The 25,651-nt window shown below is 38.0% G+C and carries 24 protein-coding genes and 3 tRNA genes; 16 read left to right on the forward strand and 11 right to left on the reverse strand.

Translation table 11 applies throughout. The features are described 5' to 3' along the window. The first annotated feature begins 11 nt into the window (after positions 1-11). Both ruvA and ruvB read left to right on the forward strand, forming a co-directional pair. On the forward strand, positions 12-623 hold the full coding sequence (gene ruvA, locus EV694_RS10350) for a Holliday junction branch migration protein RuvA (protein WP_132692231.1): 612 nt from the start codon (positions 12-14) through the stop codon (positions 621-623). 21 nt (positions 624-644) lie between these two features. Next, positions 645-1,652: a Holliday junction branch migration DNA helicase RuvB gene (gene ruvB, locus EV694_RS10355; RefSeq protein WP_132692232.1), complete on the forward strand. Its 1,008-nt coding sequence runs from the start codon at positions 645-647 to the stop codon at positions 1,650-1,652. Positions 1,653-1,777: 125 nt separating this feature from the next. On the opposite strand, the gene EV694_RS10360 is transcribed toward ruvB, so the two are convergent. The 8 genes from EV694_RS10360 to EV694_RS10395 all read right to left on the reverse strand — a co-directional run bounded on the left by EV694_RS10360 (position 1,778) and on the right by EV694_RS10395 (position 8,205). Then, positions 1,778-2,647, reverse strand: a complete 870-nt coding sequence (locus EV694_RS10360) for a Dam family site-specific DNA-(adenine-N6)-methyltransferase (RefSeq protein WP_132692234.1) — start codon at positions 2,645-2,647, stop codon at positions 1,778-1,780. A 17-nt stretch (positions 2,648-2,664) separates the two neighbouring features. Beyond that, complete coding sequence (gene aroB, locus EV694_RS10365; protein WP_132692236.1) at positions 2,665-3,753, reverse strand: 3-dehydroquinate synthase; 1,089 nt, start codon at positions 3,751-3,753, stop codon at positions 2,665-2,667. A gap of 33 nt (positions 3,754-3,786) precedes the next feature. Then, positions 3,787-4,314: a shikimate kinase AroK gene (aroK, locus tag EV694_RS10370; protein ID WP_132692238.1), complete on the reverse strand. Its 528-nt coding sequence runs from the start codon at positions 4,312-4,314 to the stop codon at positions 3,787-3,789. 207 nt (positions 4,315-4,521) lie between these two features. Continuing rightward, entirely contained in the window at positions 4,522-5,886 is a 1,365-nt protein-coding gene (gene pilQ / locus EV694_RS10375) for a type IV pilus secretin PilQ (RefSeq protein ID WP_132692240.1), read from the reverse strand. A 9-nt stretch (positions 5,887-5,895) separates the two neighbouring features. After that, positions 5,896-6,276, reverse strand: coding sequence for a pilus assembly protein PilP (locus tag EV694_RS10380; protein WP_132692242.1), 381 nt, complete (start codon positions 6,274-6,276; stop codon positions 5,896-5,898). 1 nt (position 6,277) lies between these two features. Further along, positions 6,278-6,814, reverse strand: a complete 537-nt coding sequence (locus EV694_RS10385) for a hypothetical protein (RefSeq protein WP_132692244.1) — start codon at positions 6,812-6,814, stop codon at positions 6,278-6,280. Next, on the reverse strand, positions 6,804-7,349 hold the full coding sequence (locus EV694_RS10390; RefSeq protein WP_132692246.1) for a hypothetical protein: 546 nt from the start codon (positions 7,347-7,349) through the stop codon (positions 6,804-6,806). The genes EV694_RS10385 and EV694_RS10390 overlap by 11 nt, the downstream gene beginning before the upstream one ends. Continuing rightward, positions 7,327-8,205, reverse strand: a complete 879-nt coding sequence (locus EV694_RS10395) for a pilus assembly protein PilM (RefSeq protein WP_165865520.1) — start codon at positions 8,203-8,205, stop codon at positions 7,327-7,329. The genes EV694_RS10390 and EV694_RS10395 overlap by 23 nt, the downstream gene beginning before the upstream one ends. A gap of 84 nt (positions 8,206-8,289) precedes the next feature. On the opposite strand from EV694_RS10395, the gene EV694_RS10400 reads away from it, so the two are divergent. Then, positions 8,290-10,848, forward strand: coding sequence for a penicillin-binding protein 1A (locus EV694_RS10400; protein ID WP_132692250.1), 2,559 nt, complete (start codon positions 8,290-8,292; stop codon positions 10,846-10,848). A gap of 260 nt (positions 10,849-11,108) precedes the next feature. On the opposite strand, the gene EV694_RS10405 is transcribed toward EV694_RS10400, so the two are convergent. Then, entirely contained in the window at positions 11,109-11,309 is a 201-nt protein-coding gene (locus EV694_RS10405) for a hypothetical protein (RefSeq protein ID WP_132692252.1), read from the reverse strand. Between the two features lie 254 nt (positions 11,310-11,563). After that, a complete protein-coding gene (gene hemL, locus EV694_RS10410; protein ID WP_132692254.1) occupies positions 11,564-12,844 on the reverse strand; it encodes a glutamate-1-semialdehyde 2,1-aminomutase in 1,281 nt (426 codons plus the stop codon). A gap of 147 nt (positions 12,845-12,991) precedes the next feature. Here hemL and wecA point away from each other — a divergent pair, with 147 nt between their 5' ends. The 4 genes from wecA (at position 12,992) to EV694_RS10430 (ending at position 18,182) form a co-directional block, all read left to right on the forward strand. Then, complete coding sequence (wecA, locus tag EV694_RS10415; protein WP_132692256.1) at positions 12,992-14,068, forward strand: UDP-N-acetylglucosamine--undecaprenyl-phosphate N-acetylglucosaminephosphotransferase; 1,077 nt, start codon at positions 12,992-12,994, stop codon at positions 14,066-14,068. Positions 14,069-14,081: 13 nt separating this feature from the next. Further along, the gene (locus tag EV694_RS10420) at positions 14,082-14,870 is read left to right on the forward strand and encodes a hypothetical protein (protein ID WP_132692258.1); all 789 of its coding nucleotides are present in this window, start codon (positions 14,082-14,084) and stop codon (positions 14,868-14,870) included. A 444-nt stretch (positions 14,871-15,314) separates the two neighbouring features. Then, the gene (locus EV694_RS10425; protein ID WP_132692260.1) at positions 15,315-16,778 is read left to right on the forward strand and encodes a phospholipase D-like domain-containing protein; all 1,464 of its coding nucleotides are present in this window, start codon (positions 15,315-15,317) and stop codon (positions 16,776-16,778) included. A 156-nt stretch (positions 16,779-16,934) separates the two neighbouring features. Continuing rightward, the gene (locus tag EV694_RS10430) at positions 16,935-18,182 is read left to right on the forward strand and encodes a hypothetical protein (protein WP_132692262.1); all 1,248 of its coding nucleotides are present in this window, start codon (positions 16,935-16,937) and stop codon (positions 18,180-18,182) included. A 35-nt stretch (positions 18,183-18,217) separates the two neighbouring features. Here EV694_RS10430 and EV694_RS10435 read toward each other — a convergent pair whose 3' ends face one another. Next, positions 18,218-18,970: a YdcF family protein gene (locus EV694_RS10435; RefSeq protein ID WP_132692265.1), complete on the reverse strand. Its 753-nt coding sequence runs from the start codon at positions 18,968-18,970 to the stop codon at positions 18,218-18,220. Between the two features lie 179 nt (positions 18,971-19,149). Between EV694_RS10435 and EV694_RS10440 the strand changes: the two genes are divergently transcribed. The 9 genes from EV694_RS10440 (at position 19,150) to EV694_RS10480 (ending at position 25,550) form a co-directional block, all read left to right on the forward strand. After that, positions 19,150-20,127, forward strand: a complete 978-nt coding sequence (locus tag EV694_RS10440; RefSeq protein WP_132692267.1) for a polysaccharide pyruvyl transferase family protein — start codon at positions 19,150-19,152, stop codon at positions 20,125-20,127. After that, the gene (locus tag EV694_RS10445; protein WP_132692269.1) at positions 20,117-21,331 is read left to right on the forward strand and encodes a lipopolysaccharide biosynthesis protein; all 1,215 of its coding nucleotides are present in this window, start codon (positions 20,117-20,119) and stop codon (positions 21,329-21,331) included. Before EV694_RS10440 ends, EV694_RS10445 begins: the two co-directional genes overlap by 11 nt. A 105-nt stretch (positions 21,332-21,436) precedes the next feature. After that, on the forward strand, positions 21,437-22,213 hold the full coding sequence (locus tag EV694_RS10450; protein WP_132692271.1) for a glycosyltransferase family 25 protein: 777 nt from the start codon (positions 21,437-21,439) through the stop codon (positions 22,211-22,213). Beyond that, entirely contained in the window at positions 22,214-23,389 is a 1,176-nt protein-coding gene (locus EV694_RS10455) for a hypothetical protein (RefSeq protein ID WP_132692273.1), read from the forward strand. Positions 23,390-23,391: 2 nt separating this feature from the next. Next, positions 23,392-24,279: a glycosyltransferase family 2 protein gene (locus EV694_RS10460; RefSeq protein ID WP_132692275.1), complete on the forward strand. Its 888-nt coding sequence runs from the start codon at positions 23,392-23,394 to the stop codon at positions 24,277-24,279. Next, a complete protein-coding gene (locus EV694_RS10465; protein ID WP_132692277.1) occupies positions 24,279-25,088 on the forward strand; it encodes a glycosyltransferase family 2 protein in 810 nt (269 codons plus the stop codon). Before EV694_RS10460 ends, EV694_RS10465 begins: the two co-directional genes overlap by 1 nt. Before the next feature lie 203 nt (positions 25,089-25,291). Beyond that, positions 25,292-25,368: transfer RNA gene (locus EV694_RS10470), tRNA-Arg, on the forward strand. Between the two features lie 20 nt (positions 25,369-25,388). Continuing rightward, positions 25,389-25,464, forward strand: a tRNA-His gene (locus EV694_RS10475). Between the two features lie 9 nt (positions 25,465-25,473). After that, a tRNA-Pro gene (locus EV694_RS10480) sits at positions 25,474-25,550 on the forward strand. The last annotated feature ends 101 nt before the right edge of the window (positions 25,551-25,651 follow it).

Below are 25,651 nucleotides of genomic sequence, written 5' to 3' on the forward strand. Positions count from 1 at the left end.
TGGGGAAATGTATGATAGGTCGTTTACAAGGGATTTTGCTAGAAAAACAGCCGCCTGAGGTGTTGCTTGACGTACAAGGGGTGGGGTATGAATTATTATTGCCGATGACGAGTTTTTATAGCCTACCCGAACTGGGGCAGCAAGCCACATTATTTACGCATTTAGTAGTGCGTGAAGATGCCCATTTATTATTTGGATTTGCACAAAAAACAGACCGCACTTTATTTCGTGAATTAATCAAAACCAATGGGGTTGGGCCTAAACTGGCTTTAGCTATATTATCCGCGATGTCCGTTGATGAATTTATTTATGCCATTGAGCGAGAGGAGCTATCCAAGTTAGTGAAAATCCCAGGTGTTGGTAAAAAAACGGCAGAGCGTTTGTTGGTGGAGTTAAAAGGTAAGTTTAAGCAACAAAAAACAGAATTTTTTGTGCAAAGTAGCCATTTACCAAGCCCGAGTATGGATTTTTCCCTTGATGATAAGCCATGTGATGAGGCGATTTCAGCTTTAGTCGCTTTGGGATATAAACCTGCCGAAGCCGAAAAAATGGTGAAAAAAGTGAATAAACCGGATCTGAATAGTGAGCAGTTAATTCGTCTAGCCTTAAAAACCGCTTTATAAGTTTAAAATAGAATAAAAATTATGATAGAAGCAGATAGAATTATTAGTCCTTCGGCAAAACTTGATGAAGAATATATTGATCGTGCGATTCGTCCCAAACTATTAGAAGATTATGTTGGGCAACCGCAGGTGTGTGAGCAAATGAAAATTTTTATTGAGGCGGCAAAGTTAAGACAAGATGCCTTAGATCATTTGTTAATTTTTGGCCCGCCGGGATTGGGAAAAACCACATTAGCCAATATTGTGGCAAATGAAATGAGCGTGAATATTCGCACGACGTCTGGCCCCGTTTTGGAAAAGGCGGGGGATTTGGCGGCAATGCTGACTAATCTTGAGCCTTATGATGTGTTATTTATTGATGAAATTCATCGCTTATCGCCAGCCATTGAGGAGGTGCTTTATCCTGCGATGGAGGATTATCAGCTTGATATTATGATTGGCGAAGGTCCAGCAGCACGTTCTATTAAATTAGATTTGCCACCATTTACCTTGATTGGGGCAACCACAAGAGCGGGTTCATTAACTTCACCATTGCGTGATCGTTTTGGTATTGTTCAACGTCTTGAGTTTTATTCCATTGAGGATTTAACTTCGATTGTAAGCCGTAGTGCAAAATGTTTAAATTTGCAAATATCCTCTGATGCCTCGCAGGAAGTGGCTCGCCGTTCACGAGGTACGCCAAGAATTGCGAATCGTTTATTAAGACGTGTGCGAGATTATGCTGATGTTAAAAATAATAGTGTTATTTCTCAACAAGTGGCGCAGTCTGCTTTAGCTATGCTTGAAGTTGATGAGGCTGGTTTTGATTTTATGGATCGCAAATTATTATTAACCTTAATTGAGCGTTTTAGTGGTGGCCCTGTGGGCTTGGATAATCTGGCAGCAGCTATTGGCGAGGAACGGGATACCATTGAAGATGTGTTAGAACCTTACTTAATTCAACAGGGATTTTTACAACGTACGCCAAGAGGACGTATTGCCACCTCAAGAACTTATTTGCATTTTGGGTTACAGCAAATTAAGGAGTAATTTTGCATCAATGAGCAATATAGTCATCTCGTTTTTAAATGATAAAGCGTTGTATTTGTATTGCTTTCTGCTATTTTAAAGGGGAAATAACGATAATAAACCGCCAAGAGCGGTTTATTTTTGTCTTATTTTTGCGAAGATAAATTCACAGGCGATTTAAACACCGCAATAAGCTCATTGACTTTTATACGTTTTTGGGCGGTATGGCTGATGGAGCGTTGTACTTTAATTTTTTTTATTTTTGCGCCTTGATAGATTTCTCGAGTGAATGCCGTATCGTGATTGGAAATAATCACAGGAATATTATGTTGAATAACGGTTTTTTTGGCTAAATCTGCTAATTCGCGTTGATTATGTAGGGTAAATTCTTTTTCTGAATAATGGGTAAAATTGCTGGCTTGCTCCAGTGGGGCATAAGGTGGATCGCAATAAATGACAGAATCTTTATCTGCAAGTTGGAAAGTTTCACGAAAATCTTTGCAAATAAATACCGCACTTTGGGCTTTTTGGGCAAAAAAACGTAGCTCTCGTTCTGGAAAATAATGAGTTTTGTAAGCACCAAAAGGGACATTAAATTTATTTTGTGAGTTATATCGGCATAAACCATTAAAGCCAAAACGGTTAAGGTATAAAAATAAAATGGCTCGTTGGTAAATATCCTGTGTTTGGTTAAATTTGTCCCGTTTCAAATAATAATAGCTAGCGGTATTTGCCTCAGGGTGAAAAAAAATTGGTTTGCAATCAGTAATATATTGCTCAACATCTTGTTTCACAATGTTGAATAAGTTAATTAAGTCAGGATTAACATCTGCCAAAATATATTGTTTAAAATTGCTATTGAGAAAAACTGAACCTGCGCCGACAAAGGGTTCAATTAAACAGCTTTTTCGTTTGGGCAATAATTGGCTAATTTGTTCGGTAAGGCGATATTTCCCCCCTGCCCATTTGAGGAATGAACGTGATTTTAGTGCAGGTGGGGATACAGCTTTGGTCATAGGAAAGGTAAGATAATTTAGTTTTGTGGGCTACAACAATGGATTGTTTCTAGCACTAATTCTTTATTAGCATCTTTTGCCACATAAGCCTGACCAAGTTGTTTAAGTAACACAAGGCGTAGTTTGCCAGCGAGGACTTTTTTGTCACGCATCATAAGAGGGAGGTAGTCTTGTGCCTCCATACCATCTGGCGATTGGGTTGGCAAATTCGCTCGAGCAAGCAATGTTTCAAGGCGAGCCACATCTTGTGATGAAATATCGCCTAATTTTTGGGAGAATACAGCAGCCATCATCATTCCTGCTGCCACTGCCTCGCCGTGTAACCAGTTACCATAACCTAAATGGGCTTCAATAGCGTGTCCAAAGGTATGTCCTAAATTTAATAAGGCTCGATCCCCTTGTTCTGTTTCATCACGTGCGACAACATCCGCCTTAATTTGGCAACAACGAGCAATACAATGTTGCAAGGCATTATTTTGTAATGCAACCAGTTGATCAATATGCTGTTCTAGCCATTGGAAAAAATCAATATCTAAAATCGCTCCATATTTAATGACTTCGGCGAGACCGGCATTCACTTCCCGTTTAGGTAGAGTATTGAGAGTTAGGGTATCAATAATTACAGCAATGGGTTGATAGAACGCGCCAATCATATTTTTACCGAGTTTATGATTGACAGCGGTTTTTCCGCCAACGGAAGAGTCCACTTGTGCAAGTAGGGTGGTAGGAATTTGAATAAAAGGAATGCCACGTTGATAACTGGCAGCAGCAAAACCAGCTACATCGCCAATGACACCGCCTCCTAAGGCAATCAAGGTGGTATCTCTACCATGATTACCTGCTAATAAAGCAGTAAAAATAATATTGAGCGAGTCCAGATTTTTATATTGTTCGCCATCAGGGATTAAGACATGATCAACGTGACAACCTATTTTCTCTAATGTTGCGGTAACGCTGGCAAGATAATATGCGGCGACAGTCGGATTACTAACAATCATGACTTTTTGCCCTGCTTTTAATGGATAAACTTGTGTATCAGACAACAAGTTTTCCCCAATATGAATAGGGTATCCACGATCTTTTAATTCAACATTCACGCACAACATAAGAGTTTCCTTTTGTTATTGGAGATTAATGGCTTAAGGGTGGAAATTTTCGATTAAATCCACGATTTGATTTGCCATTACTTTTGCACTTTGTTCATCGGTTGGCAGGGTAAAATCGGCGATTTCTTCGTATAATGGATTGCGAATTTTGGCTAATTCTTCCAATACGGCACGCGGATCTTCAACATCTTGCAGTAAAGGGCGTTTTTTATCACGCTGAGTACGTTGAAATTGTTTTTCAACGGTTGTTTGTAAATAGATAACAATGCCGCGTGCTGAGAGATGGTTGCGGGTATCCTTTGATAATACTGCACCACCGCCCGTAGAAAGCACTAAGCCTTGTTTTTGGGTAAGTTCATTAATGACACGTTCTTCACGTTTACGGAAACCTTCTTCACCTTCAAGGTCAAAAATCCAGCTAATATCAGCACCAGCACGTTGCTCAATTTCTTGATCAGAGTCGATAAATTCCATATTTAATTGCTGGGCAAGTTGACGTCCAATGGTGCTTTTACCTGCACCCATAGGACCAATAAGAAAAATATTACGTTTTTCAGCCATTGTGATGTTCTTTTTATTCAATATCTAATTATTCATTAATCTTAAATCATTATATCGCTAATTTATGGCAATATTATTTAAGATCAGCCAAACCTCGAATTTTAACAAATTTTGAGATGGGGCGTATTATCTCAATAAATGCCCCTATTTTTCAACCTCGCATAGTGGCTTTTTTCGCTTTTTATTTTGCGCAACAAAAAATGCGATTTATTGGGCGGTGGTTAAAATATGGGGTGTAACAAAAATCACTAATTCTCGCCGTTGTTGCCGTTCCATTTCCTTGGAAAATAAGCGTTTGATTAAGGGGAGATCACCGAGTAATGGCACTTTATCCACTTGTTTGGCAATACTATTATGAAAAATCCCCCCTAATACGATGGTTTCGCCATCTTGGGCAAAGACTTGAGTACGAATTTCTTGTTTATCAATGCTCACTGCGTTACCTGTTCCTGCCACAATGGGATTACCTGCTGAGTTTTGTGTAACCACTAAATCCAGCAAGATATGATTATCTCGGCTGATTTGTGGGGTAACTTCAAGCCCCAATACGGCTTCTTTAAATTCAATGGAATGATGATTGTTTTTGTGATCAAAAATTACATAGGGAATTTCTGTCCCTTGCTTGATATTTGCCATTTGTTTATTGGTGGTAATTAAACGGGGGCTAGCAATAATTTCCACATTGTTTTCTCGTTCAAGTGCGGTTAATTCTAAATCTAATAATCGACCGTTAATTTTTGCTAATTGTAATGCCATTGAGGCGGAAGGATTGAGGGTGGCGAAATTGACATTTAATTGATCGGTTAATTGGCTAAAATTATTGGCTTCTAATTGTCCTGTAAAACGATGAGCTTGTTCTGTTGGATTAAATATTCCCCAGCGTACACCGAGTTCTTTAAGGCTTTCATCGCTGATGGTAACAATCCTTGCTTCAATGGCGATTTGTTCAATGGGCTTGTCCATAGCTTGGATCAGCTTTTTGATATTTTTGATGGTGGCTTTTTCATCTTGCAATAAGATAAGGTTGCTACGGGGATCAAAGGATAAACTTCCTTGTGGTGAAAGCAAGGAGCCAATTTGAGGCGTAAGGGACTTTACCACCTCTGAGGCTTTGGCGAAATGTAATTTAATGGCTTCGGTCTGTTGTTGCGAAGAAGAGGACGTTATCAAATCTGGTGCAATAATAGGATCTTGGGGTAAGGGTGTGTAATTTATTTGGCGAGAGAGATAATAAACCTGATTTTCTTGCCATAAGGAAAGGTTTTTAATTTGTGCAATAGCCGTTAATAATTCAGGGAAATGGGTTTGTTGTAATTGTAGGGAAATTGTGCCTGTTAATTCATCGTCAATCACTAAATTAGTTTGGTAATCATAGGCAAGGCGTTGTAATGTTGCCACTAAGGGCGCTTGTTTGAGTTGAATTGAAAAAGGTTGTTGACCGAGAGACGAGGAATGGTTTGTATTTTGTGCCAGCCCGATAGAGGACAGCAAAAAAATACTGAAAAATAGACCGCACTTTATGATGCTTTTTTGTATTATGGGTTTGAGATTAACGAAAATCCATACTGGCATTTTTACCCCCTAAAAATGAATGAAAAGTGTTTTAGGTTGTTCACAGCTTAGGCTTTGTTGCCAATCAAATAACTGAATGTGTTGAGCTGAAATTTGTTGAATTTGTAGCCGTTGTTGACTAATAAAATCCCCTTGTTTGGCTTGAAATACCTGTTGTGTAGGTTCACTAAATAATATAAGCCTATTTTCTCCACGTTGTATCATTCCCACAAAGCGTATATCTACAAATGGGATATGCTCGGCAATAATCCTTTGTTGTTTATGACAATTTAGATGTGCCAAATTATGAGGGGGCGGCGTGGCTGATCCTGTGTTATTAAAGGGATCGGAGAAAGCCTGAGCGAATAGGCTTAATGGCAGAATGAGAAGTAAAAAGCGTGCTTTAAACATATTATTTCCTTTGTAGGCGTAATTGGATTTCACTGATAATTGAACTTTGTGGACTTTTTTCGCTTTGTTGTTGAATTTCTAGGCTAATAAGTTGTATGGCATGATCTTGCAATAAGTGAAACAAAAAGGGGGCTAATTGTGAGTAATGCCCTGTTAGTTGTAATTGTAAGCTGGCTTGGGGAGCGAATAGCCAGCGTTGATGTTGAATATGTAGTTGATATTGTTGACTAAGCTGTTGAATTTTTTGATTCGCTAAGCTGAGATCTTTACCTTTTTCTAGTCCCATAGTGGGCGTTTGTTGCTGGCGTAAGTGATGTAACAGTTTTTGCTGATAAATAAATTGTTGTTGTAATTGTTCTACCTGGTTTTGTTGTGTGATTAAGGTATGCTGATATTGCAAAAATGGCTTTGTTATCAAATAGATAATGGGTAATAACATAATGAGTAAGGGAAGATAGCGTTGCCATAATGGTAAGGCGAGCCATTTGCCAAAAGGATTTTGGGGTTGATCAAAATAATGGCGCAGATTAATTCCCATTCGTTTCCTCGTGAGTTATTTGTAGCGAGAGTTCAAATTGCACCGATTGATCGGGGTGCGTAATAAAATCCGTTAATTCCAGATGTTGTAGCCATAATTGTTGATGTAATTGTTGTTCAATGGCATTAAATTCTTGATGAGATGTGTGTCCTTGCAAGATCAAGGTCAGTTGTTGGGCATTATGTTCTAATAAAAGTCGTGTCAATTCGCCTTGGCTTAAGGGAAATTGCTGAATGGTTGAGAGGATTTGTTCAAGTTGCTGAACAGGAATGACGCTAAATGATTGAGGATTGGCTTGTTGCCGAAGTTGATGTAACTGTTGCTGACTTTTTGCCAGCTGTTGTTCAATATGCTGTTGTTGGCGTTGTAATTGATGATACTGAAGCTGGTTTTGTTTATGTTTAGTGCTAATGATTTGATGATATATCCCCGTAGCAAGCATTATGGCGAGCAAAGTGAATAGCATTTGATGACATTTTTGGCGATGCGCATAAAGTCGCCAAGGGAGTAGATTAACTTCTTGTTTCATTGACATTTTGGTAATTTCCTTTTTTGGTGCTCATTGCGGAACCATTTCCCCATAAAGCACAGCCTAGCGGAATAAGCGGTAAGTGATTATCAAGTAATTGCCAATCATATTGCTTGCTTAATGGGCTTGAAAGATTGGCAGTACGGTACAACACATAATGCTTGATATTGGGGGCATAATATTGTTGGTATTGATCAATAAGTGCGGTCAAATTTTCAGATGTTTTTTGCAATAGTTGGCATTGCTGTGGTTTATCTTGGATTGCAATGGTGGTTTGATGATCTTGGTATAACCATAATACTTCATTGTTATGTTGTAATTCAGGGCAAAGGTAATAAAAAGCACGCAATAGGACATAAGCTAGATGATCTAATACATTGATTTTTATTGGTAAAAATTGTCGGATATGTTGTTGGGCGGACTGTTGATGAATTGCCACAATATCAAGCTGGCTCGCTTGAGGATTTTGTTCCGCTTGTATTGGCTGGTAACGATAATCAAACCAAATATGTTCATAAGCTAAAGGAAATTCTTTTTGTAAAGTATAGTGGCATTGTTGTTCACATTCTTGTGAGCTAAGTAAATGTGGTAAAATCAAACGCTTTGACCAAGTATGCTGTGGTAATATGGCGGTAACCCATTGTATTTTGGTCATTCTGGCTTGTTTATTAAGATATTGCCGAGCTGATGACATTGAATGAAGAGGTAATCTTTCTACGCGGGGGATTTGTTGTTGATCGAACCATAGCAATTCAAGGGCTTGATCTTGCCATATCCCTACATTAAGCGGAAGCGGAGATTGTGGAAACAGGCAAAATTTTTGTTTAATTTGATTTATCATTTTCGTTAGATTGTTGTCCATACAGATAACATTCATAAAATTGCGATTAAATGGTATAGTTAATCAATTTTTATCTTTATGCACTAATTGAGAGAGAATTTCGCGATGAGGATCGTAAAATTAATATTTAGTACCCTATTAACCTTGATGATTTTGGGTTGTGTGGCGGTTGGTATTCTTTATGTACAAGTAAAATCAGATTTACCTGATGTGCAATCATTAAAAACCGTTGAATTGCAACAACCTATGCAAATATTTACAGCGGATAATAAATTAATCGGTGAAGTAGGGGAGCAACGGCGTATTCCTGTGAAATTGGCGGATATACCTCAACCCTTGATTGATGCTGTACTTGCTACGGAAGATAGCCGTTTTTATGAACATCATGGCTTAGATCCGATTGGGATTGCAAGGGCGTTAAAAGTGGCGCTTGAAAATAGAGGGGCATCGCAAGGGGCAAGTACCATAACTCAGCAACTTGCACGTAATTTTTTCCTTACCCCAGAACGCACTTTTATGCGTAAAGTCAAAGAAGCGATTTTAGCCATTGAAATTGAGAATACCCTGAGTAAAGATGAAATTTTAGAGCTTTATTTAAATAAAATTTACTTAGGTTACCGTTCTTACGGCGTGGTGGCAGCGGCAAGAACCTATTTCGGCAAAGATTTGGATCAGCTGAGTTTATCTGAAATGGCGATGATTGCAGGCTTGCCAAAAGCCCCTTCAACAATGAACCCTTTATATTCAGTAAAACGTGCGGAAGAACGGCGTAATATTGTGTTGGCACGAATGTTAGATCAAAAAATGATAAGCCAACAACAATATGAAGACACCATTAAACAGCCGATTGTGGCGTCTTATCATGGCTCGCAACTTGATTTTAGAGCCGATTATGTTACCGAAATGGTACGCCAAGAAATGGTAAGACGTTATGGCGAAGAAAATGCTTATACTAAAGGTTATAAGGTTTATACCACTGTACAATCGCAAGATCAGGCAGCCGCACAAAAAGCCTTGCGAGATAACCTGATTAATTATGATATGCGTCATGGCTATCGTGGTGGGGCGCCTTTGTGGAAACAAGGGGAAGACGTTTGGGATAATGATCGCATTATTGGCTTTTTAAAACGCTTACCTAATGCCAATCCATTAGTGCCTGCTGCTGTGCTTGCAGTGAATAAAAATCAGGCTGAATTATTATTAGCTAATGGCGATAAAATGTCATTACCAGCCAGTGCTATGCGTTGGACAGGGCGAACAATGCCTATTAAGACAGGCGAACAAATTTGGATTAGACAAACAGATAATGGCGATTGGTTGCTCGCACAAATTCCAGAAGCAAACTCAGGCTTGGTTTCAATTAACAGTGATAATGGTGCGATTGAAGCGATTGTGGGCGGTTTTAGTTTTGAATTGAGTAAATTTAACCGAGCAACACAGTCTTTAGTGCAAGTGGGATCATCAATCAAACCTTTTGTGTATGCAGCCGCTCTAGATCGTGGCTTATCCCTTTCGACAATTTTGCTTGATTCTCCGATTATTATTCATAAACCCGGGCAAGCGGTATGGAGCCCCAAAAACTCTCCAAATCGTTTTGATGGGCCTTTGCGTTTGCGGGTTGGACTTGGTTTATCAAAAAATATGATTGCGGTACGAGCCATTCAAATGGCTGGCGTGGATTATGTGGCAGATTATCTACAACGTTTTGGTTTTCAACGGGATCAATATTATGCCAGTGAAGCCCTCGCTTTAGGGGCGGCGTCTTTTACGCCTTTAGAAATGGCACGAGCTTATGCTGTCTTTGATAATGGCGGATTTTTAATTGATCCTTATTTAATTGATAAAATTGTGGATAATAACGGCAATGACATTTTTGTGGCTAACCCAAAAATTGCTTGTCCAACCTGCGACAATATCCCCGTAATTTATGGCGAAACGCAAAAACTTGATGCCTTTAATGTGGAATTGCAAAATAGCCAAGCCTTAGCCCAAGATCATCAAGTCACCGATGAATATGCTGAAGATCAACAACAAGCTGTCCCGGACTTGCCTGAATTGGCACAGGATAATAAGGTGTTAGATGACAACGTATTAAACCTTATGGCACAAGCGAAAAGTGAAAATGATCAAGTGATTTATGCCCCAAGAGTTATCAGTGGCGAACTTGCCTTTTTAATGCGAAGTGCATTAACCTCAGCGGTTTTTGGCGAAGCTGGACAAAGTTGGCGTGGTACCAGCGCGCGTATGGCAAAAGATTTTAAACGGCGTGATATTGGGGGGAAAACAGGTACGACCAATAACAATAAAGTGGCTTGGTATGCGGGGTTTGGTGCAAATCTTGCCACTGCAGTATATATCGGCTTTGATGATAATAAATTGGTGTTGGGACGAGGAGAATCTGGCGGCACCAGCGCAATGCCAGCTTGGATTGCTTATATGAAAACCGCTCTAAAGGATATTCCTGAGCGTAAATTACCAATCCCTAACAAGATTGTTGAACGTCGTATTGATCCCCATTCTGGTTTGCTTGCCACTGATGGCGGTATCACTGAATACTTTATTTCAGGCACCGAGCCGACAAAAACATATACGCCTGAACGTGGTTATCAAATTGAAAGCCTGATGCCCACAGAGGGAGAGAGTCAAATGGAAGAGTTGTTCTAGTTGGAATCTTTCCTTTGCGAATAAAAAAGTGCGGTGAGATTTGTTGGTATTTTTAAATTGAAATGACTATTTTTACAGGTATTTACTAATTCCTCATAAAACTTTTTGTGAGTGGTAAAAATTAAATGGATAGTAAGTATAACTTCAAATTAGTCATTAACATTATTATCTCTATCGTATTTCAGCTTTTTATGGTCGCTTTATTTTGAAGCGACCATACGATCACAAATAAAAAACCGCCTTTTATAGCGGTTTGAGTGTTAGTTTTGTCCCTTCATTTTTCTTAGATTACGCCTTATTTTGCTAAGCGCGTCCATAAATATTCTTTTTGTTTCTAAGTCTTTTGCATTTTTGATAGCTTCTATGTAAAATTTTTCCGTCTTTTCTAAACTTTTAATATACCAAAGAATAATAGGAACCATGATAATAACACTAATTAATATTGTTTTTAATGATAGCATTTTATTCCTCCTAGCTTAGCGTATAACCAAAAGTCTGAATTCTTTTTGACATAAAAACTATAGTTCTATTCTAATAAAATACAAAGGCATTTTATCATCCTTAATCCCCTTTGGATATAAATTAATCATTCTATTAGGGGTTTCTGGATTTGTTAGTCGTTTCAAAATAAAACAAGGCGACACGCCGAAACGGTACAAAGAGCACAGTAAGGCGTGTCACGCAGTATGGGAGGGATTATATAACAGCTATTATTCTATAATATCGCAAACACCTTATCCGCCGCCGCTAGTGTTTTTTCAATATCTTGTTCCGTATGAGCTAAGGACATAAAACCTGCCTCAAAGGCGGAAGGGGCAAGGTAAATGCCTTGTGCGAGCATGGCGTGGAAAAATTGTTTAAAGCGTTCGCTGTCGCAACGCATTACATCAGCATAACTGGTGATTTGGGCTTTATCGGTAAAGAAAAGACCAAACATACCCCCTACATAATTTACGCTAAAAGGAATTTGATGTTTATCTGCAAGCTGTTTTAATCCGATAGCGAGTTTTTCAGTGAGTTGGGCGAGTTTTTCTTGGTTGCCTGCTTTTTTCAGTTCTGTTAAACAAGCTAAGCCTGCCGACATGGCAATGGGGTTGCCTGATAATGTACCTGCTTGATAAACACCGCCTAATGGGGCAATATGCGACATAATTTCTTTTTTACCACCGAAAGCTCCCACTGGCATTCCGCCACCGATGATTTTACCTAATGTGGTTAAATCAGGGGTAACCTTGTAATGGGCTTGTGCCCCACCTAATGCCACCCGAAAGCCTGTCATCACTTCATCAATAATAAATACTGCGCCATATTGATCGCAGAGCTGTCTTAAGCCGGGTAAAAAGTCAGGTTGTGGTAACACACAATTCATATTACCTGCTACAGGTTCCACAATCACGCAAGCGATTTCATCAGGGTATTGCTCAAAGGCTTGTTTTACTGAAGCCAAATCATTATAGCTACAAGTGAGGGTGTGCTTAGCAAAATCCGCTGGGACACCAGGTGAGTTAGGTTGCCCTAGGGTCAATGCACCAGAACCTGCTTTTACGAGCAGAGAATCGGCATGCCCATGGTAACAGCCTTCAAATTTAATGATTTTATCACGTTGGGTATAGCCACGAGCTAAACGAATGGCGGACATGGTTGCTTCTGTGCCTGAGCTAACCATTCTTACCATTTCCATTGATGGGATTAATTCACACACTAATTCCGCTAATTGAATTTCTAATTCAGTAGGGGCGCCAAAACTTAAGCCATTTTCCACCGCACTTTTTACCGCTTGAATAATGGCAGGGTGATTATGCCCTAATACCATTGGTCCCCAAGATCCTACATAATCAATATAATCATTGCCGTCAGAATCGGTAATATATGCCCCTTTGGCTTTTTGCATAAAAACAGGCGTACCGCCTACGCCAGTAAAGGCACGCACAGGGGAGTTAACACCGCCGGGAATAACTTGTTGAGCACGTTGAAATAATTGTTCAGAATGGTTCATAAATTTTCCTAATTTAGATTCAATCAAATAACCAATATTGTACTGCAAAATCAGGTAAATTTTGCGGAAATTTTATAAAAATATTAGAGTTTTATAGGCTTTTAATGGTATTCTTTGCCAATCTTTAGCGAGCTTAAGGCAGAATTTATGTGGTTGAATTTATTATTGACCTTTCTCTGTTCATTTTTAACCATTATGTTAGTAAGACCCCTCGCCATTAAATGGGGGTTAGTAGATAAACCCAATTATCGTAAGCGTCATCAGGGGGCAATACCACTGATAGGTGGCTTAGCATTGTTTATGGGCAATTTATGTTTTTATCTTTTGGCTTGGGATCAAACACGCTTACCTTACCTTTATTTATTTTGCGTACTAGTGTTATTGGTCATTGGTGTGTTAGATGATCGCTTTGATATTAGCCCCTTATTGCGAGCCAGCATTCAAGCCTTGCTTGCCATTATAATGGTGTATTTTGGCGATATTTATCTCAATAATCTTGGACAGGTTATTGGGCCTTTTCAAGTACAACTTGGCTTTATTGGCATTGTGATTACCATATTTGTTACCATTGCAGTGATTAATGCTTTTAATATGATTGACGGCATTGACGGACTATTAAGCGGTTTATCCAGCGTATCCTTTGCCGCCATTGGGATTTTAATGTTAAGAGATAATCAGCAAGATCTGGCATTTTGGTGTTTTGCCTTGATTTTAGCGATCTTGCCCTATGCCTTGTTTAATCTCAATGTGTTTGGGCAAGCGAAAAAAGTCTTTATGGGCGACTCAGGTAGCACCTTAATTGGCTTTACCATGATTTGGATTTTATTGCTCAGCACTCAAGGGCAAGGACACCCGATGAACCCGGTTACCGCATTATGGGTTATCGCGATTCCGCTGATTGATATGGTTGCCATTATTTTCCGCCGTTTACGCAAGGGCAAAAGCCCATTCCGCCCTGATCGCTTACATATTCATCATTTAATGGTAAGAGCAGGCTTAACCCATCGACAAGCCTTTTTAGTAATAACCTTATTTTCCGCACTTTGTGCAGGATTTGGCATTTTAGGGGAAGTGTATTACATCAATGAATGGATTATGTTTATTCTCTTTATAGGTTTATTTTTCCTCTATTCATACAGTATTATGCATGCTTGGCGAGTAACTCGCTGGTTACGTCGTCTGAAACGGCGTGCATTACGGCGTAAAAATTATCAAAATATTTAAAAAAGGAAAAACAATGACAGCACAAGTTAAGCCAAAGGTTTGGCATTTAAGAATATTGAGTATGATATTTATGTTACTTATAGGAAGTGCAGTAGGGGCTTATTTGGCTTATATTCAGCCACAGCATAAGGTGTTTACAACCACCTTAGAACCGCCTCGTGTGAGCGACTTAAACAATTATTTTTCCTTGTTTACCACCTATCGCTTAGTCAATGACGAAAGCAAAATGACCGATCAACAAGTGAGCGATATGGTTTATCAAGAATTTATTAAACAGCTAAGCTCGCCAGAGTTGCTCAAAGGCTATTTGCAAGAACAAACCTTAGTGCAAAATCTTGCACATTATAACGATATTGAACTCACCCAACAGGTTGAGCAATTTGCACAGGCTTTTCGGCTTAGTCCGCAATCGCAATCTATGCAACTTACTTTTACCAGCCCCATTAATAATTCCATTTTAGCCATAGAATTAATGCAAGGTATGCTGCAAAAAGCCAACCAACAGGCGAAACAAGAACTTTATGCCGATTTAGTGCATAAATGGAAGGTATTATTTCAGCAAGTAAAATTAGCCGCAGATAATAATTTAGCAGAGAGCTGGAAAGGCAAATTGCAAATTATGCTATCGGTACAACCCCTTGATGATAAGCTCGTTAGCTACCGCTATTTACAATCGCCAAGTTTGCAAGGTTCTAGCTTAAAGCAAACTATGATAAAAAATATTGCAATAGGAGCGGCGGTTGGTTTGTTATTGGGGCTGTTGTTCAGTTTGATGGTGGTGAGAAAATCAAGGGATAATTAGATTGGGCTTATTTGGGGAAAGTGCGGTGAGTTTTAGGATTATTTTTCACTGTGTTTTCTCCGATTTCACAAATGTATTTCGTACATTGTTGAGATCTATTTCTTTGCTATTCAGGGGATAAAAAAAGAATAATGGAACGCTAATTTATTGATATTGAAGATTAATATTATATTCTGTTATCAATTTTCTGTCCTCTGAATTAGCAGAAATACCTCTATGGTTCTAAGTTTTACGCAGGGACTTTTAAAGGGGAAAAGATCGGAAATATCTATATTTTGGAAAATAATTGAAAAACTGACCGCACTTTAAATATAACATCAATACAAAACCATTATTTCCCTATCAAATTGCCATTGGCTAGCCTTGTACAATCTCTATCCACTTTGTAAAATAACGTTATTTTATTCGATATAACCATTTAATTTAGGATATAGAGGTTCTAGCTTGAAAGTTAAAGCATATTTTGAAAATATTCATAAAGTAATCCTACAATATATTGAACTTGCAGAAAAAGAAATCAATGTTGCGGTGGCTTGGTTTACGGATCACGAGATTTTTAATGCCGTATGCCAAAAAGCATCGCAAGGAATTGCCATTAATCTCGTTCTTATTGATGATGAGATTAATCGAGGTGTAGGTAGATTAAATTTTAACTATTTGAAAAATCTCAAAGCGAATGTGCATTTTATTGAGCCACAAAAATATAGCAAAATGCACCATAAATTTTGCATTATTGATCAAAAAATCGTGATAACAGGTTCATATAATTGGACACACCAAGCGAGATCTAACGAAGAAAATATCACAGTAATTGAAGATGCCCCTGTTGTGGTCAGCGATTATTTAGATATTTTTGCTAAATTGATAGCGACTAATAGTACAGCTAATAGTATTCAAATTTCTTCTGATGCGGTACGCCGCCGTTTAGAAATGATCAAAAATCTTATTTTATTAGATGAAATTGAAGATGTTACTGCACAAATTCAAAAACTTAAACCCGCTGCCGAGCCTTATAAACTCAATAACATATTGCAATCTCTTGGGACAGGTAAATATCAACAAGCCATTGAACAAATTAGTGAATATTTAAAACGCTTTTCTGCCATTGTGGTTAGTGAAGATTATGAAAGTGCCGAATTGCAATTTGAGCTTAAAATCCTTGAGCTTCGTCTTGAATCTTTAACCAATGAACAAGCGGATTTAGAGCGTAATATCTTGTTATTTAATCGTAAGCAATATGAAATTCTTGGGGATATTACCGAGCAAATTCTAGCGATTAAAAAACAATTTTTCCGTCTTCAAGCAGAAAAAGCTCGCCAGCAACAAGATAACCAACCAACAGCAGAAACAGAAGAAGAGATTGAACAAAAGGAACAAGAAGCGGAGCAAGCGGAACAAACCTATCAGGAATATACCTCAGACTATGAGGAAATAAAACAAACAAAGGTTAATCATCTCAATGAGCAACAGGAAAAAGAACTTAAACAAATCTTTCGTAAAAGTTGTAATCTTTGCCACCCTGATAAAGTGCCAGAACAATTAAAACAACAGGCAAATGAGATTTTTATTCAATTAAAAGAGGCTTATGACAGCAACGATCTTGAACAAGTGAAAACCATTTATCAACGGCTAAAATCAGGTAATTTCAGCCAAACCAAATCATCAACCTTAAAAGCCATTGATATTTTGCGTTCAAGCATTTCGGAATTGCGGTATAAAATTGAACAAACTCTTAAAGTGTTAAGAGCGTTAAATTCTGAACCCGTTGTTGTATTGTTAAATAACATTGGTTATTTAGAAAGTGATTGGGAAAGTTATCTTAATCAACATCGGCAAAGTTTAGAAAAACAATTCGTTGAATGGCAACAGCGTTTAGAGAATTTGATTAATAGTTCATCAGAGGATTAAGATTATTCTGTATTAACAGACTAAATAGATAGGTTAGAGGTAAAAATGACTAAGGATATTATATTATATAACCCAAAGCAAACCGCCATTGTTAAAGCCAGTAAACAAATCAGCACTGTGTTTAATCTTATTGAGGAAACCAATGAAAGGCGATTGGTGGCTATTTTAAAAGCGATAAAAGCAGAAGAGGCTTTTAAGTTACTTTCTTGTTTAGAAAATATTCCTTGGACAGAAGAGCTTATTGAGAAATATCAAGCACAATGGGGTTGGAGGTGGCTTTCTTGGAATAAAGCCTTACCTTGGTCAATAGAATTAATTGAGAAATTTAAAGATAAATGGGATTTTAGGGGGCTTTCTGAGAACAAAGCCTTACCTTGGTCAATAGAATTAATTGAGAAATTTAAAGATAAATGGGATTTTAGGGGGCTTTCTAGGAATAAAGCCTTACCTTGGTCAATAGAATTTTTTGAAAGATTTGAAGATAAATGGAATTATAGAATGCTTTCTAAGAATAAGTCTTTACCTTGGTCAATAGAATTAATTGAGAAATTTAAAGATAAATGGGATTGGGATGAGTTTTCTAGGAAAGAAGCCTTACCTTGGTCAATAGCGTTTTTTGAAAAATTTGAGGATAAATGGGATTGGAAGAGACTTTCTTGGAATAAATCCTTACCTTGGTCAATAGAATTAATTGAGAAATTTAAAGATAAATGGGATTGGTGGAATCTTTCTGAGAATAAAGCCTTACCTTGGTCAATAGAATTAATTGAGAAATTTAAAGATAAATGGGATTGGTGGAATCTTTCTGAGAATAAAGCTTTACCTTGGTCAATAGCGTTTTTTGAAAAATATCAAGATAAATGGGATTGGGAGTGGCTTTCTAGTAATGAAGCCTTACCTTGGTCAATAGCGTTTATTGAAAAATATCAAGATAAATGGGATTGGAAGAGGCTTTCTGGTAATGAAGCCTTACCTTGGTCAATAGAATTCATTGAGAAATTTGAAGATAAATGGAATTGGGATTGTCAGGGGCTTGCTGGGAATAAAGCCTTACCTTGGTCAATAGAGCTTATAGAAACATTTGAAGATAAATGGGATTGGAAGCCGCTTCTTGGGAGTGAAGCCTTACCTTGGTCAATAGAGCTTATAGAAAAATTTAAAGATAAATGGAATTGGTGGTGGCTTTCTAGGAATAAAGCCTTACCTTGGTCAATAGAGCTTATAGAAAAATTTAAAGATAAATGGAATTGGGGGAAGCTTTCAGATAAAAATGAGGTTTATTCAATATTTAACTCTTCTAAACTTTCACTTCAGTCAGTTAGCGAAGTAATGGATTTACATATTAGTAATCTAAAAGAAGATATAACTTATGATTGCTATGATTGGGATGATATTCCATTTTAATTCTGTGATACTTACAATATCTCATTTGGGGGAAATTACTTCCCCCATTTCTCTTTCCAATACCCCAACCATTCTTTTAATAATTGGGTATTGGTGTTTAAGGCACTGGCTTGAGGGATAAAGTGCATATAGGATAAGCCATAGCTGGCGGGGATTTTGCCGTGTCCTACTGGGGCAGGTAATACTTCAAAGCCCTGTTTCTCAAATAGCCATTTTGCTCGTTGAATATGCCATTCGTGGGTAACTAAAATAATCTTATGGATATGTTCAGGTAATAAAAGCTGAGCGGTAAATAAGGCATTTTGTTTGGTGTTCATTGCCTTATTTTCTTGCCATTTTACTGGGGTATGGAAAAAGGTTTGTAATTCTTGTGCCATCACTTTTGCCTCAGAATTGCCATTAGGGGCAGAGCCAGTAACCAAAATGGGCAACTGGGTAACTTGGTGTAAATAGGCAGCATAACGCAGGCGTTCTAAGCTCAGGGCTGGCAAGGTAATACTGGCAAATAATTCTTTGCTATCCCTTAATCCGCCACCTAAAACCACAATGGCTTGGGCTTGTTGATAATCTTGTTGGCTTGGAATTTCTTCGCTAATAAGGCTATCGCTTAATTTTTCTGCTGTATAGGGTAGGCTTAATATATAAAACATTAGCAATGCGGTACTGGCAAAGGCACAAGCCCATTTGGGATATTTTAATTTGTATAATAAGAGAGCAAATATTGCCATTAAGATAAGACTAAAGGGCGGTAGAATAATAGCACTAAGCAGTTTCGTTAGCTCAAACATTGTATGATTCACTCAAAAATTTTTGCTTATTATTTCCATTTTCTGCCCAAAAAGCAAATATCGCCGTTACACTTTGAAACAATAATCTGTTGATACACTTTGCCGTACTATTTTCTTGTGAGTTTAATAAATAATCGCTATGATACGCGATTTAACCTTATGGCTAAATGTGAACATTTATGAATAACGTATTGATTGAATTAAAACAGCAATTAAGCAAAATTGCTGATTTGATTGAAGATAAACAGCAGGTTTTTTATTTTGATTATCCCTTACATCTCAATGTGGGGGATTTATTAATTTATGCTGGCACAGAACAATTTTTCCAAGATTATCAGATTAATATTCGTCTTAGACGTTGTTGGCAAACCTTTGATATTGAAGAAGTTAAACGGCAGATTAAACCTAGCACCACCATTTTATGCCATGGCGGTGGCAACTTTGGTGATCTTTATCCTGCTTTGCAACAAATGCGAGAATTATTGGTAAAAACCTTTCCTGAGCATCGTATTATTGTGTTGCCACAAACCGCCTATTTTAGCGATCAAACCGCAAGGGAACAGTCCGCTGCTATTTTTGCGCAACATCAGGATTGTCATTTATTTGCAAGGGATTTTAACACTTATCAACTGATGCAATCCTTTTCCCACAAGGTGCAACTTTGCCCAGATTTGGCACATCAACTTTATGGCTTATTGCCAATTCAGCCTCAGCAAGCGGAAAGTGCGGTGCAAAATAGAAAAATTTTATATTTTTTGCGTAAAGATATTGAGGCAAGCCAGCTAGAGGAGCGTTTACAACAACATTTAGGCAACAACGCTGATATTAAGGATTGGCAAGATATTTTGTTAGCTCGTGATCATCAGCTGGAAAAATTATGCAGTAAATTGGCGAAGTTAGCCAATAAATGGCAATGGGCTTGGCTAAAAAATCAGATTAATCATTTTTGGTATGCTTATAGCCAAAGGATTATTCAACGTTGCCAACGGATTTTTAGCCAATATGATTTAGTGATAACTAGCCGTTTGCATGGGCATATTTTTTCTTGCTTATTGGGGATTCCTAATCAAATTTGTGATAATTCTTATGGTAAGAATATTGCTTATTATCAGCAATGGACAAAAGGCATAGAGTATTGTCAGCGTTATGAAGATTGAACGTCCTCTTATCCAACTGATTAGTACCACCTTATTAAGTAGCTTGCTGATTATGGCAAGTTCCTTTTTGCTGGCTCGGTTATTATCCGTTGAGGACAGAGGAACTTTATTACTCTTTGTTACCAGCACCACTTATCTCGCCACTTTAGGCACAGGGGGCGTGGGCTTTGCCTTAACCCTCAGTATGCGGCAGCGACAATATCAATATTGGCAAGGTTACATTATTGCATTTTTGCTTTATGGCTTGTTGGCGAGTTATATTGGCTTATCTTTTACCGAGTTTCAGCCCTTTGCCTTTTTATTTATCCTCAATGTTGGGCTAACGGCGATTTTTAATATCACATTGGAAAAAAGTAAAATTGACGCCAATATGGCGGTGTATCGCTTGTTGGTTTTGCAACAGCCTTTTCTTTCGGTGTTATGTTATGGGCTTTGTTATGTTATTTGGGGACAACAGGCATTGGACGTGGTGTTGGGGTTATTGACCTTCGTTGCTTTGTTACAAGCCCTGTTTTGCCTGTATTATTTAGCTCATATTGCGCGTAAATTTCAGCAACAGCATCAGCAACTTGATAAAATCCAAGCGAAATTTTTTCTTACCACTTGGGTTAAACAAAATCTTTTCCAATTATTTGGGGCAACGGTAGTCAATTTAGACAAATTTATGATTGCCCTTTTGATGAATCATTATGTGCTGGGGCTTTATGCAGTATGCCTTGCTTTTGATGCGTTAATAACGAGATTTATCAATAGCTTAGCGGATTATTATTATTCGGGCTTACTTAACCAAGTCAATCGTTTAAAAACCGTATTAGCGGTTATCTTAGTATTGACGATAGGGGTAATTGTGGTTGTGCCATTATTGGCTGCACCTGTGATTAAATTCTTTTTTGGCGAAAGCTATCTTGAAGTTGCCCCTTTATTATTATGGTTTATGCTAAATGCCATTATTGCGGGATTAGGTTGGTTATTGTCGCAAAATATGTTGATCCTAGGTAAGCAACCTGCCTTGTTATTGCGACAAATGCTATCTATCTTGGTATTTTGTGGCTTGTTTTATCTTTTCCAATCTTACCAATTATTGGGCGTTGCCTATGCGTTGCTTGGGGCGAGTGTGGTAAGGTTAATTATTTCAATCATTTATTATTATAAATATCCCGTATTATGGAAAAAATCAGCATATAGCCGTCCCACTTTAAAATGATACAGCGTTGGCACGCCTCGCCGTACTATTTGTACTGTCTTCGGCGTGTTGCCTTGTCTCATTTTAAATTGAAACGACTATAATGTTTAAAAAGAGCGGTCAAAAATGAAAAAATTTTTAATTTCCTTAGTTAAGGATAGCCAGCGGCGACAATTATTTTTTGCACAAGCAGATAGCCAAGATGTGGAAATTTTTAGTGCGGTGAATATGTTGGATCAGTCATTGCAAGATCTTACTTCAGTCTTTGATCAAGAAAAATTTCGCCAACGCTATCAGCGAGAGGTGAGCCGAGGCGAGATTGGTTGCACTTTAAGCCATTTGGCGGTGTATCAAAAAATTTGCCAAGACCAACAAATTAACGAGCAAGAATTTGTGTTAATTTGTGAAGATGATGCCTTATGGGCTGATAATTTTGCTCAACATCTTAACCAAATTGAGCAACAACAGATTGATACGGATATTCTTTTATTGGGGCAATCTAAAATTGCCAGCTTTAATGATAAAGAGCTTGAAATCAATTATCCGACAACCTTGCAATGTTGGCGTAAGCCCATTATGAACAGCCATTATGCTTATAGTTATCCTTATAAAAATTATTTTGCTGGCACAGTGGCTTATTTAATCAAAAAATCCGCTTGTCAGCGTATTCTACAACTTTGCGAACAGCAACCGCCTTATTGGTTAGCGGACGATTATCCTTTTTTTGCTCAACAAGGGCATATTGACGTTATGTTAGTGCGTCCATTGCTTTGTATTGAAAATCCGCAGTTAGCCAGTAATCTCGCCCCAGAGCGTCAAGCCTTAGATCATCATTTATTGCTAAAATTAGCTAAATATCCCCTTAAAAAAGTGATGGCGTTATGGCGAAATTGGAGGAGTTAAATGTCGGCGTTAGTTTCTTTGTTTTATCTTTATGATCCTTGGTTAAACCATATTTGGCGAATGGCGTTTGTGGTGGGCATTGTGGCTTGTGTGGCGGTGGGATATAAAGTTTATCGTGGACAATATCCCCAAGGGCTTGCCATGCCCAAAGATAGCCTATGGGCGATTGGCTTGCTCATTGGCTTAAGTGTCATTCCTTTAGTTATTCATCAAAGCCAAGATTTTTCTGTGCTAAAAATGTATAGTAAAACCTTGATTTTATTTATTTTTGCTTGGGCAATTTACCAATGGTTATATGTGCAACAAAAAGAAAAAATCATTAGGGATCTCAAAATTGGCATTGCAATTCAATGTGTTTTGGCGATGTTGGCGTTATTGGGGGTTGAGTTTATTATTGAATTTTTATTTTCAGTACATATTCCCTTACCGCGTTTTTATGGTTCAGAGCAACAATATCGCCTATATGCCTTAACCTCTTCTGCCTTTTTTCAGCTCAGTATTTTTTATTGTTTGCTTTTGCATTTTCTTTTGGCATATCACAAGGCATATTCCTCTCGTTCAGTGTGGTGGCTATTGCCGTTGTTGATTATTGGTACATTGTCAGGGCGTACATTTTTGCTCTGTGCTTGGGGAAGTTTATTGTTGTATTTTCAATGGCGTTATTTGCCGAGTTTAGTGGTATTTGTGTTGCTTATTTTAGGTTTAGCCTATTATTTCCCCGAACAACGCTATATTGCTCACGCTTTAGAACCCATAATAAATTTATTACACCAAGGACAAGAAGTGAGTTCCTCAACCACTACTTTGGTAGAAAAACATTTGTTTGTACCAGAATTTAGGCATTTTGTGATGGGCGACGGCTATTATTTAAATCAAGATGGGCGTTATTATGCTGGTTCGGATTCAGGCTTTATTCGCCAATTATTCTATGGTGGTGTGGCTTATGTGCTACTTTGTTTAGTATTTACCAGCTATTTTATTTGGCGAGTAGCACAAAATTGGTTTACAGGGCTATCAAAATGGCTATTTTTCCTTTCAACCTTAGGCTTAATTTCGTTGTTTAATATTAAAGCGGATAGCTATGCTTTCCCGGGCTTAATGCTTGTTTTACTTATGTTTTTATCGCTATTTGGTACAGCAGGTCAACAAGGTTATTTATTTAAATTTAGGAAATAATGATGTTTAGTATTATCGTGCCTTCTTATAATCGGCAAAGCGAGCTTTTATGTTTATTGCAAAGTTTGTGTGAACAAACCCTACAAAATTTTGAAGTGATTGTGGTTGATGATTGTTCTCGCCAACCGATCCGTATTGAACAATCTTATCCTTTTAAGGTTAGCCTTATACGCAATCAACATAACCAAGGCCCCGCACAAAGCCGTAATATTGGGGCGAAAAGTGCGGTCAATAATTGGTTATTATTTTTAGATGATGATGATCGTTTTGTGGCGGAAAAATGTGCCTTATTAACCCAACATATTACTCAACAACCGCATATTAATTTTATTTATCATCCTGCAATATGCCAAATGATTAATGAGGGATTTTGTTATCAAACCAAGCCTTATCAAGATATTCAGCAATTAACCTTAGCCAATTTATTAAGCGCCAACAAAATTGGCGGAATGCCGATGTTGGCGGTCAAAAAAGCCTTTTTTGTGGCTTTGGGCGGTTTAACCCCTGCGTTGAATGCCTTGGAAGATTACGAGTTTGTGCTTAAAGCAGTAAAACACAAGGATTTTAGACCGCACTTTGTGGCTGAAGCCTTGACCCTTTGCCGTTTTCAAACACAAGTAATGAGTGTGTCAAAAAATATCGCCAATACCCAACAGGCATTGAATTATATTGAACAACATTATGTGCAAAATAAACAGCAACAACAGCAATTTTCCCAAAATCGTTTAGCCATTTTGGCATATCCTTATTTGATGAGCTTATCAAGACGAGCAGCAAAATATTATTATCGTATGGCATTTGCACAAGGCTTTAAGCCAAAAATGTTGGTCATTGCTATGATTATTTTGTTATCGCCTAAATTAGCAGTGAATTTAAAAAGGTTTATCTAATGAAATTTTCGGTTTTAATGTCTTTATATGATAAAGAAAAGCCTGAGTTTTTGGCACAATGCTTTGACAGCTTATTATCACAAACCTTAGCTGCCGATGAAGTGGTTTTAGTGCTTGACGGTAGCATTAATGCGAGCCTACAACAGGTTATTAGCCAATATCAAAGTCAATTACCACTAAAACTTGTGCCTTTAAGTGAAAATGTCGGCTTGGGGAAAGCCTTGAATGAAGGGATCAAACATTGCCAACACGAATGGATCTTGCGTATGGACACTGACGATATTTGCCACCCACAACGTTTTGCTCAGCAAATGGCATTTATTCAAGCTCATCAAGTGGATATTGTAGGCACACAATTAGCCGAGTTTGAACAGGATATAGAGCATATAACAGGAAAGCGTTATGTGCCGACAACCGAAAAAGAGATCGCGATTTTTGCTAAAAAACGTAGCCCTTTTAATCATCCTACAGTGGCTTATCGCAAAAGTATGTTACAAGCCTTGGGCGGTTACCAACATCATCTTTTTTTGGAAGATTATAATTTATGGATACGTTTGATTGCACAAGGCTATCGAGTAGCGAACTTACCTGATGTATTGCTTTATATGCGAGTGGGCAAGGGTATGATCGCAAGGCGTAAAGGCTGGACTTATATGAAAAGCGAATGGCAATTAGCAAAACTAAAGCGACAATATCATTTTGATCATTGTGGCAATATTTTCTGGACATGGTTTTTGCGGAGTGTAATTCGTTTATTGCCACGAGATTTACTGAGCGTGGTGTATGGTCTGTTACATAGAAAAAAATAGAATTTTTTATTTTTAGACCGCACTTTACAAGAATAACTTAAGACGCATAAAAAAGAATGTTGTGATTTTAAGCGAATAAAGGCATAAAAATAGGCGTTTTGGATAAAATTACAACGAAAAAACAAAAAAGTGAAAAAAATTAAAAAAAACGCTAGACAAGCCAGAGAGAAATCCTTAATATACGCCCCGCAACGACGCAATACGCGTTCGTAGCTCAGTTGGATAGAGCGTTGGCCTCCGGAGCCAAAGGTCGCAAGTTCGAATCTTGTCGAGCGCGCCAGAGTCAATGCAAAATCAGTGGTGGCTATAGCTCAGTTGGTAGAGCCCCGGATTGTGATTCCGGTTGTCGTGGGTTCAAGTCCCATTAGCCACCCCAATTATCTGTCGGCGAGTAGCGCAGCTTGGTAGCGCAACTGGTTTGGGACCAGTGGGTCGTAGGTTCAAATCCTATCTCGCCGACCATTTTTTTTGTTCTTTAAAAACTAAATCAGACAATCTGTGTGGGCACTCGTGTGCTTGAGTTTGAAAATATTGAAAATTTTAGATTTAACACACCAGTGCTG

It is taken from the genome of Volucribacter psittacicida (assembly GCF_004339025.1).
GTDB classification, from domain to species: domain Bacteria; phylum Pseudomonadota; class Gammaproteobacteria; order Enterobacterales; family Pasteurellaceae; genus Volucribacter; species Volucribacter psittacicida.

Coding starts and splice junctions, on each gene's coding strand:
- ruvA (WP_132692231.1), top strand. CDS start 12: ATGATAGGTCGTTTACAAGGGATTTTGCTAGAAAAACAGCCGCCTGAG.
- ruvB (WP_132692232.1), top strand. CDS start 645: ATGATAGAAGCAGATAGAATTATTAGTCCTTCGGCAAAACTTGATGAA.
- EV694_RS10360 (WP_132692234.1), bottom strand. CDS start 2,647: ATGACCAAAGCTGTATCCCCACCTGCACTAAAATCACGTTCATTCCTC.
- aroB (WP_132692236.1), bottom strand. CDS start 3,753: ATGTTGTGCGTGAATGTTGAATTAAAAGATCGTGGATACCCTATTCAT.
- aroK (WP_132692238.1), bottom strand. CDS start 4,314: ATGGCTGAAAAACGTAATATTTTTCTTATTGGTCCTATGGGTGCAGGT.
- pilQ (WP_132692240.1), bottom strand. CDS start 5,886: ATGCCAGTATGGATTTTCGTTAATCTCAAACCCATAATACAAAAAAGC.
- EV694_RS10380 (WP_132692242.1), bottom strand. CDS start 6,276: ATGTTTAAAGCACGCTTTTTACTTCTCATTCTGCCATTAAGCCTATTC.
- EV694_RS10385 (WP_132692244.1), bottom strand. CDS start 6,814: ATGGGAATTAATCTGCGCCATTATTTTGATCAACCCCAAAATCCTTTT.
- EV694_RS10390 (WP_132692246.1), bottom strand. CDS start 7,349: ATGTCAATGAAACAAGAAGTTAATCTACTCCCTTGGCGACTTTATGCG.
- EV694_RS10395 (WP_165865520.1), bottom strand. CDS start 8,205: ATGGACAACAATCTAACGAAAATGATAAATCAAATTAAACAAAAATTT.
- EV694_RS10400 (WP_132692250.1), top strand. CDS start 8,290: ATGAGGATCGTAAAATTAATATTTAGTACCCTATTAACCTTGATGATT.
- EV694_RS10405 (WP_132692252.1), bottom strand. CDS start 11,309: ATGCTATCATTAAAAACAATATTAATTAGTGTTATTATCATGGTTCCT.
- hemL (WP_132692254.1), bottom strand. CDS start 12,844: ATGAACCATTCTGAACAATTATTTCAACGTGCTCAACAAGTTATTCCC.
- wecA (WP_132692256.1), top strand. CDS start 12,992: ATGTGGTTGAATTTATTATTGACCTTTCTCTGTTCATTTTTAACCATT.
- EV694_RS10420 (WP_132692258.1), top strand. CDS start 14,082: ATGACAGCACAAGTTAAGCCAAAGGTTTGGCATTTAAGAATATTGAGT.
- EV694_RS10435 (WP_132692265.1), bottom strand. CDS start 18,970: ATGTTTGAGCTAACGAAACTGCTTAGTGCTATTATTCTACCGCCCTTT.
- EV694_RS10440 (WP_132692267.1), top strand. CDS start 19,150: ATGAATAACGTATTGATTGAATTAAAACAGCAATTAAGCAAAATTGCT.
- EV694_RS10445 (WP_132692269.1), top strand. CDS start 20,117: ATGAAGATTGAACGTCCTCTTATCCAACTGATTAGTACCACCTTATTA.
- EV694_RS10450 (WP_132692271.1), top strand. CDS start 21,437: ATGAAAAAATTTTTAATTTCCTTAGTTAAGGATAGCCAGCGGCGACAA.
- EV694_RS10455 (WP_132692273.1), top strand. CDS start 22,214: ATGTCGGCGTTAGTTTCTTTGTTTTATCTTTATGATCCTTGGTTAAAC.
- EV694_RS10460 (WP_132692275.1), top strand. CDS start 23,392: ATGTTTAGTATTATCGTGCCTTCTTATAATCGGCAAAGCGAGCTTTTA.
- EV694_RS10465 (WP_132692277.1), top strand. CDS start 24,279: ATGAAATTTTCGGTTTTAATGTCTTTATATGATAAAGAAAAGCCTGAG.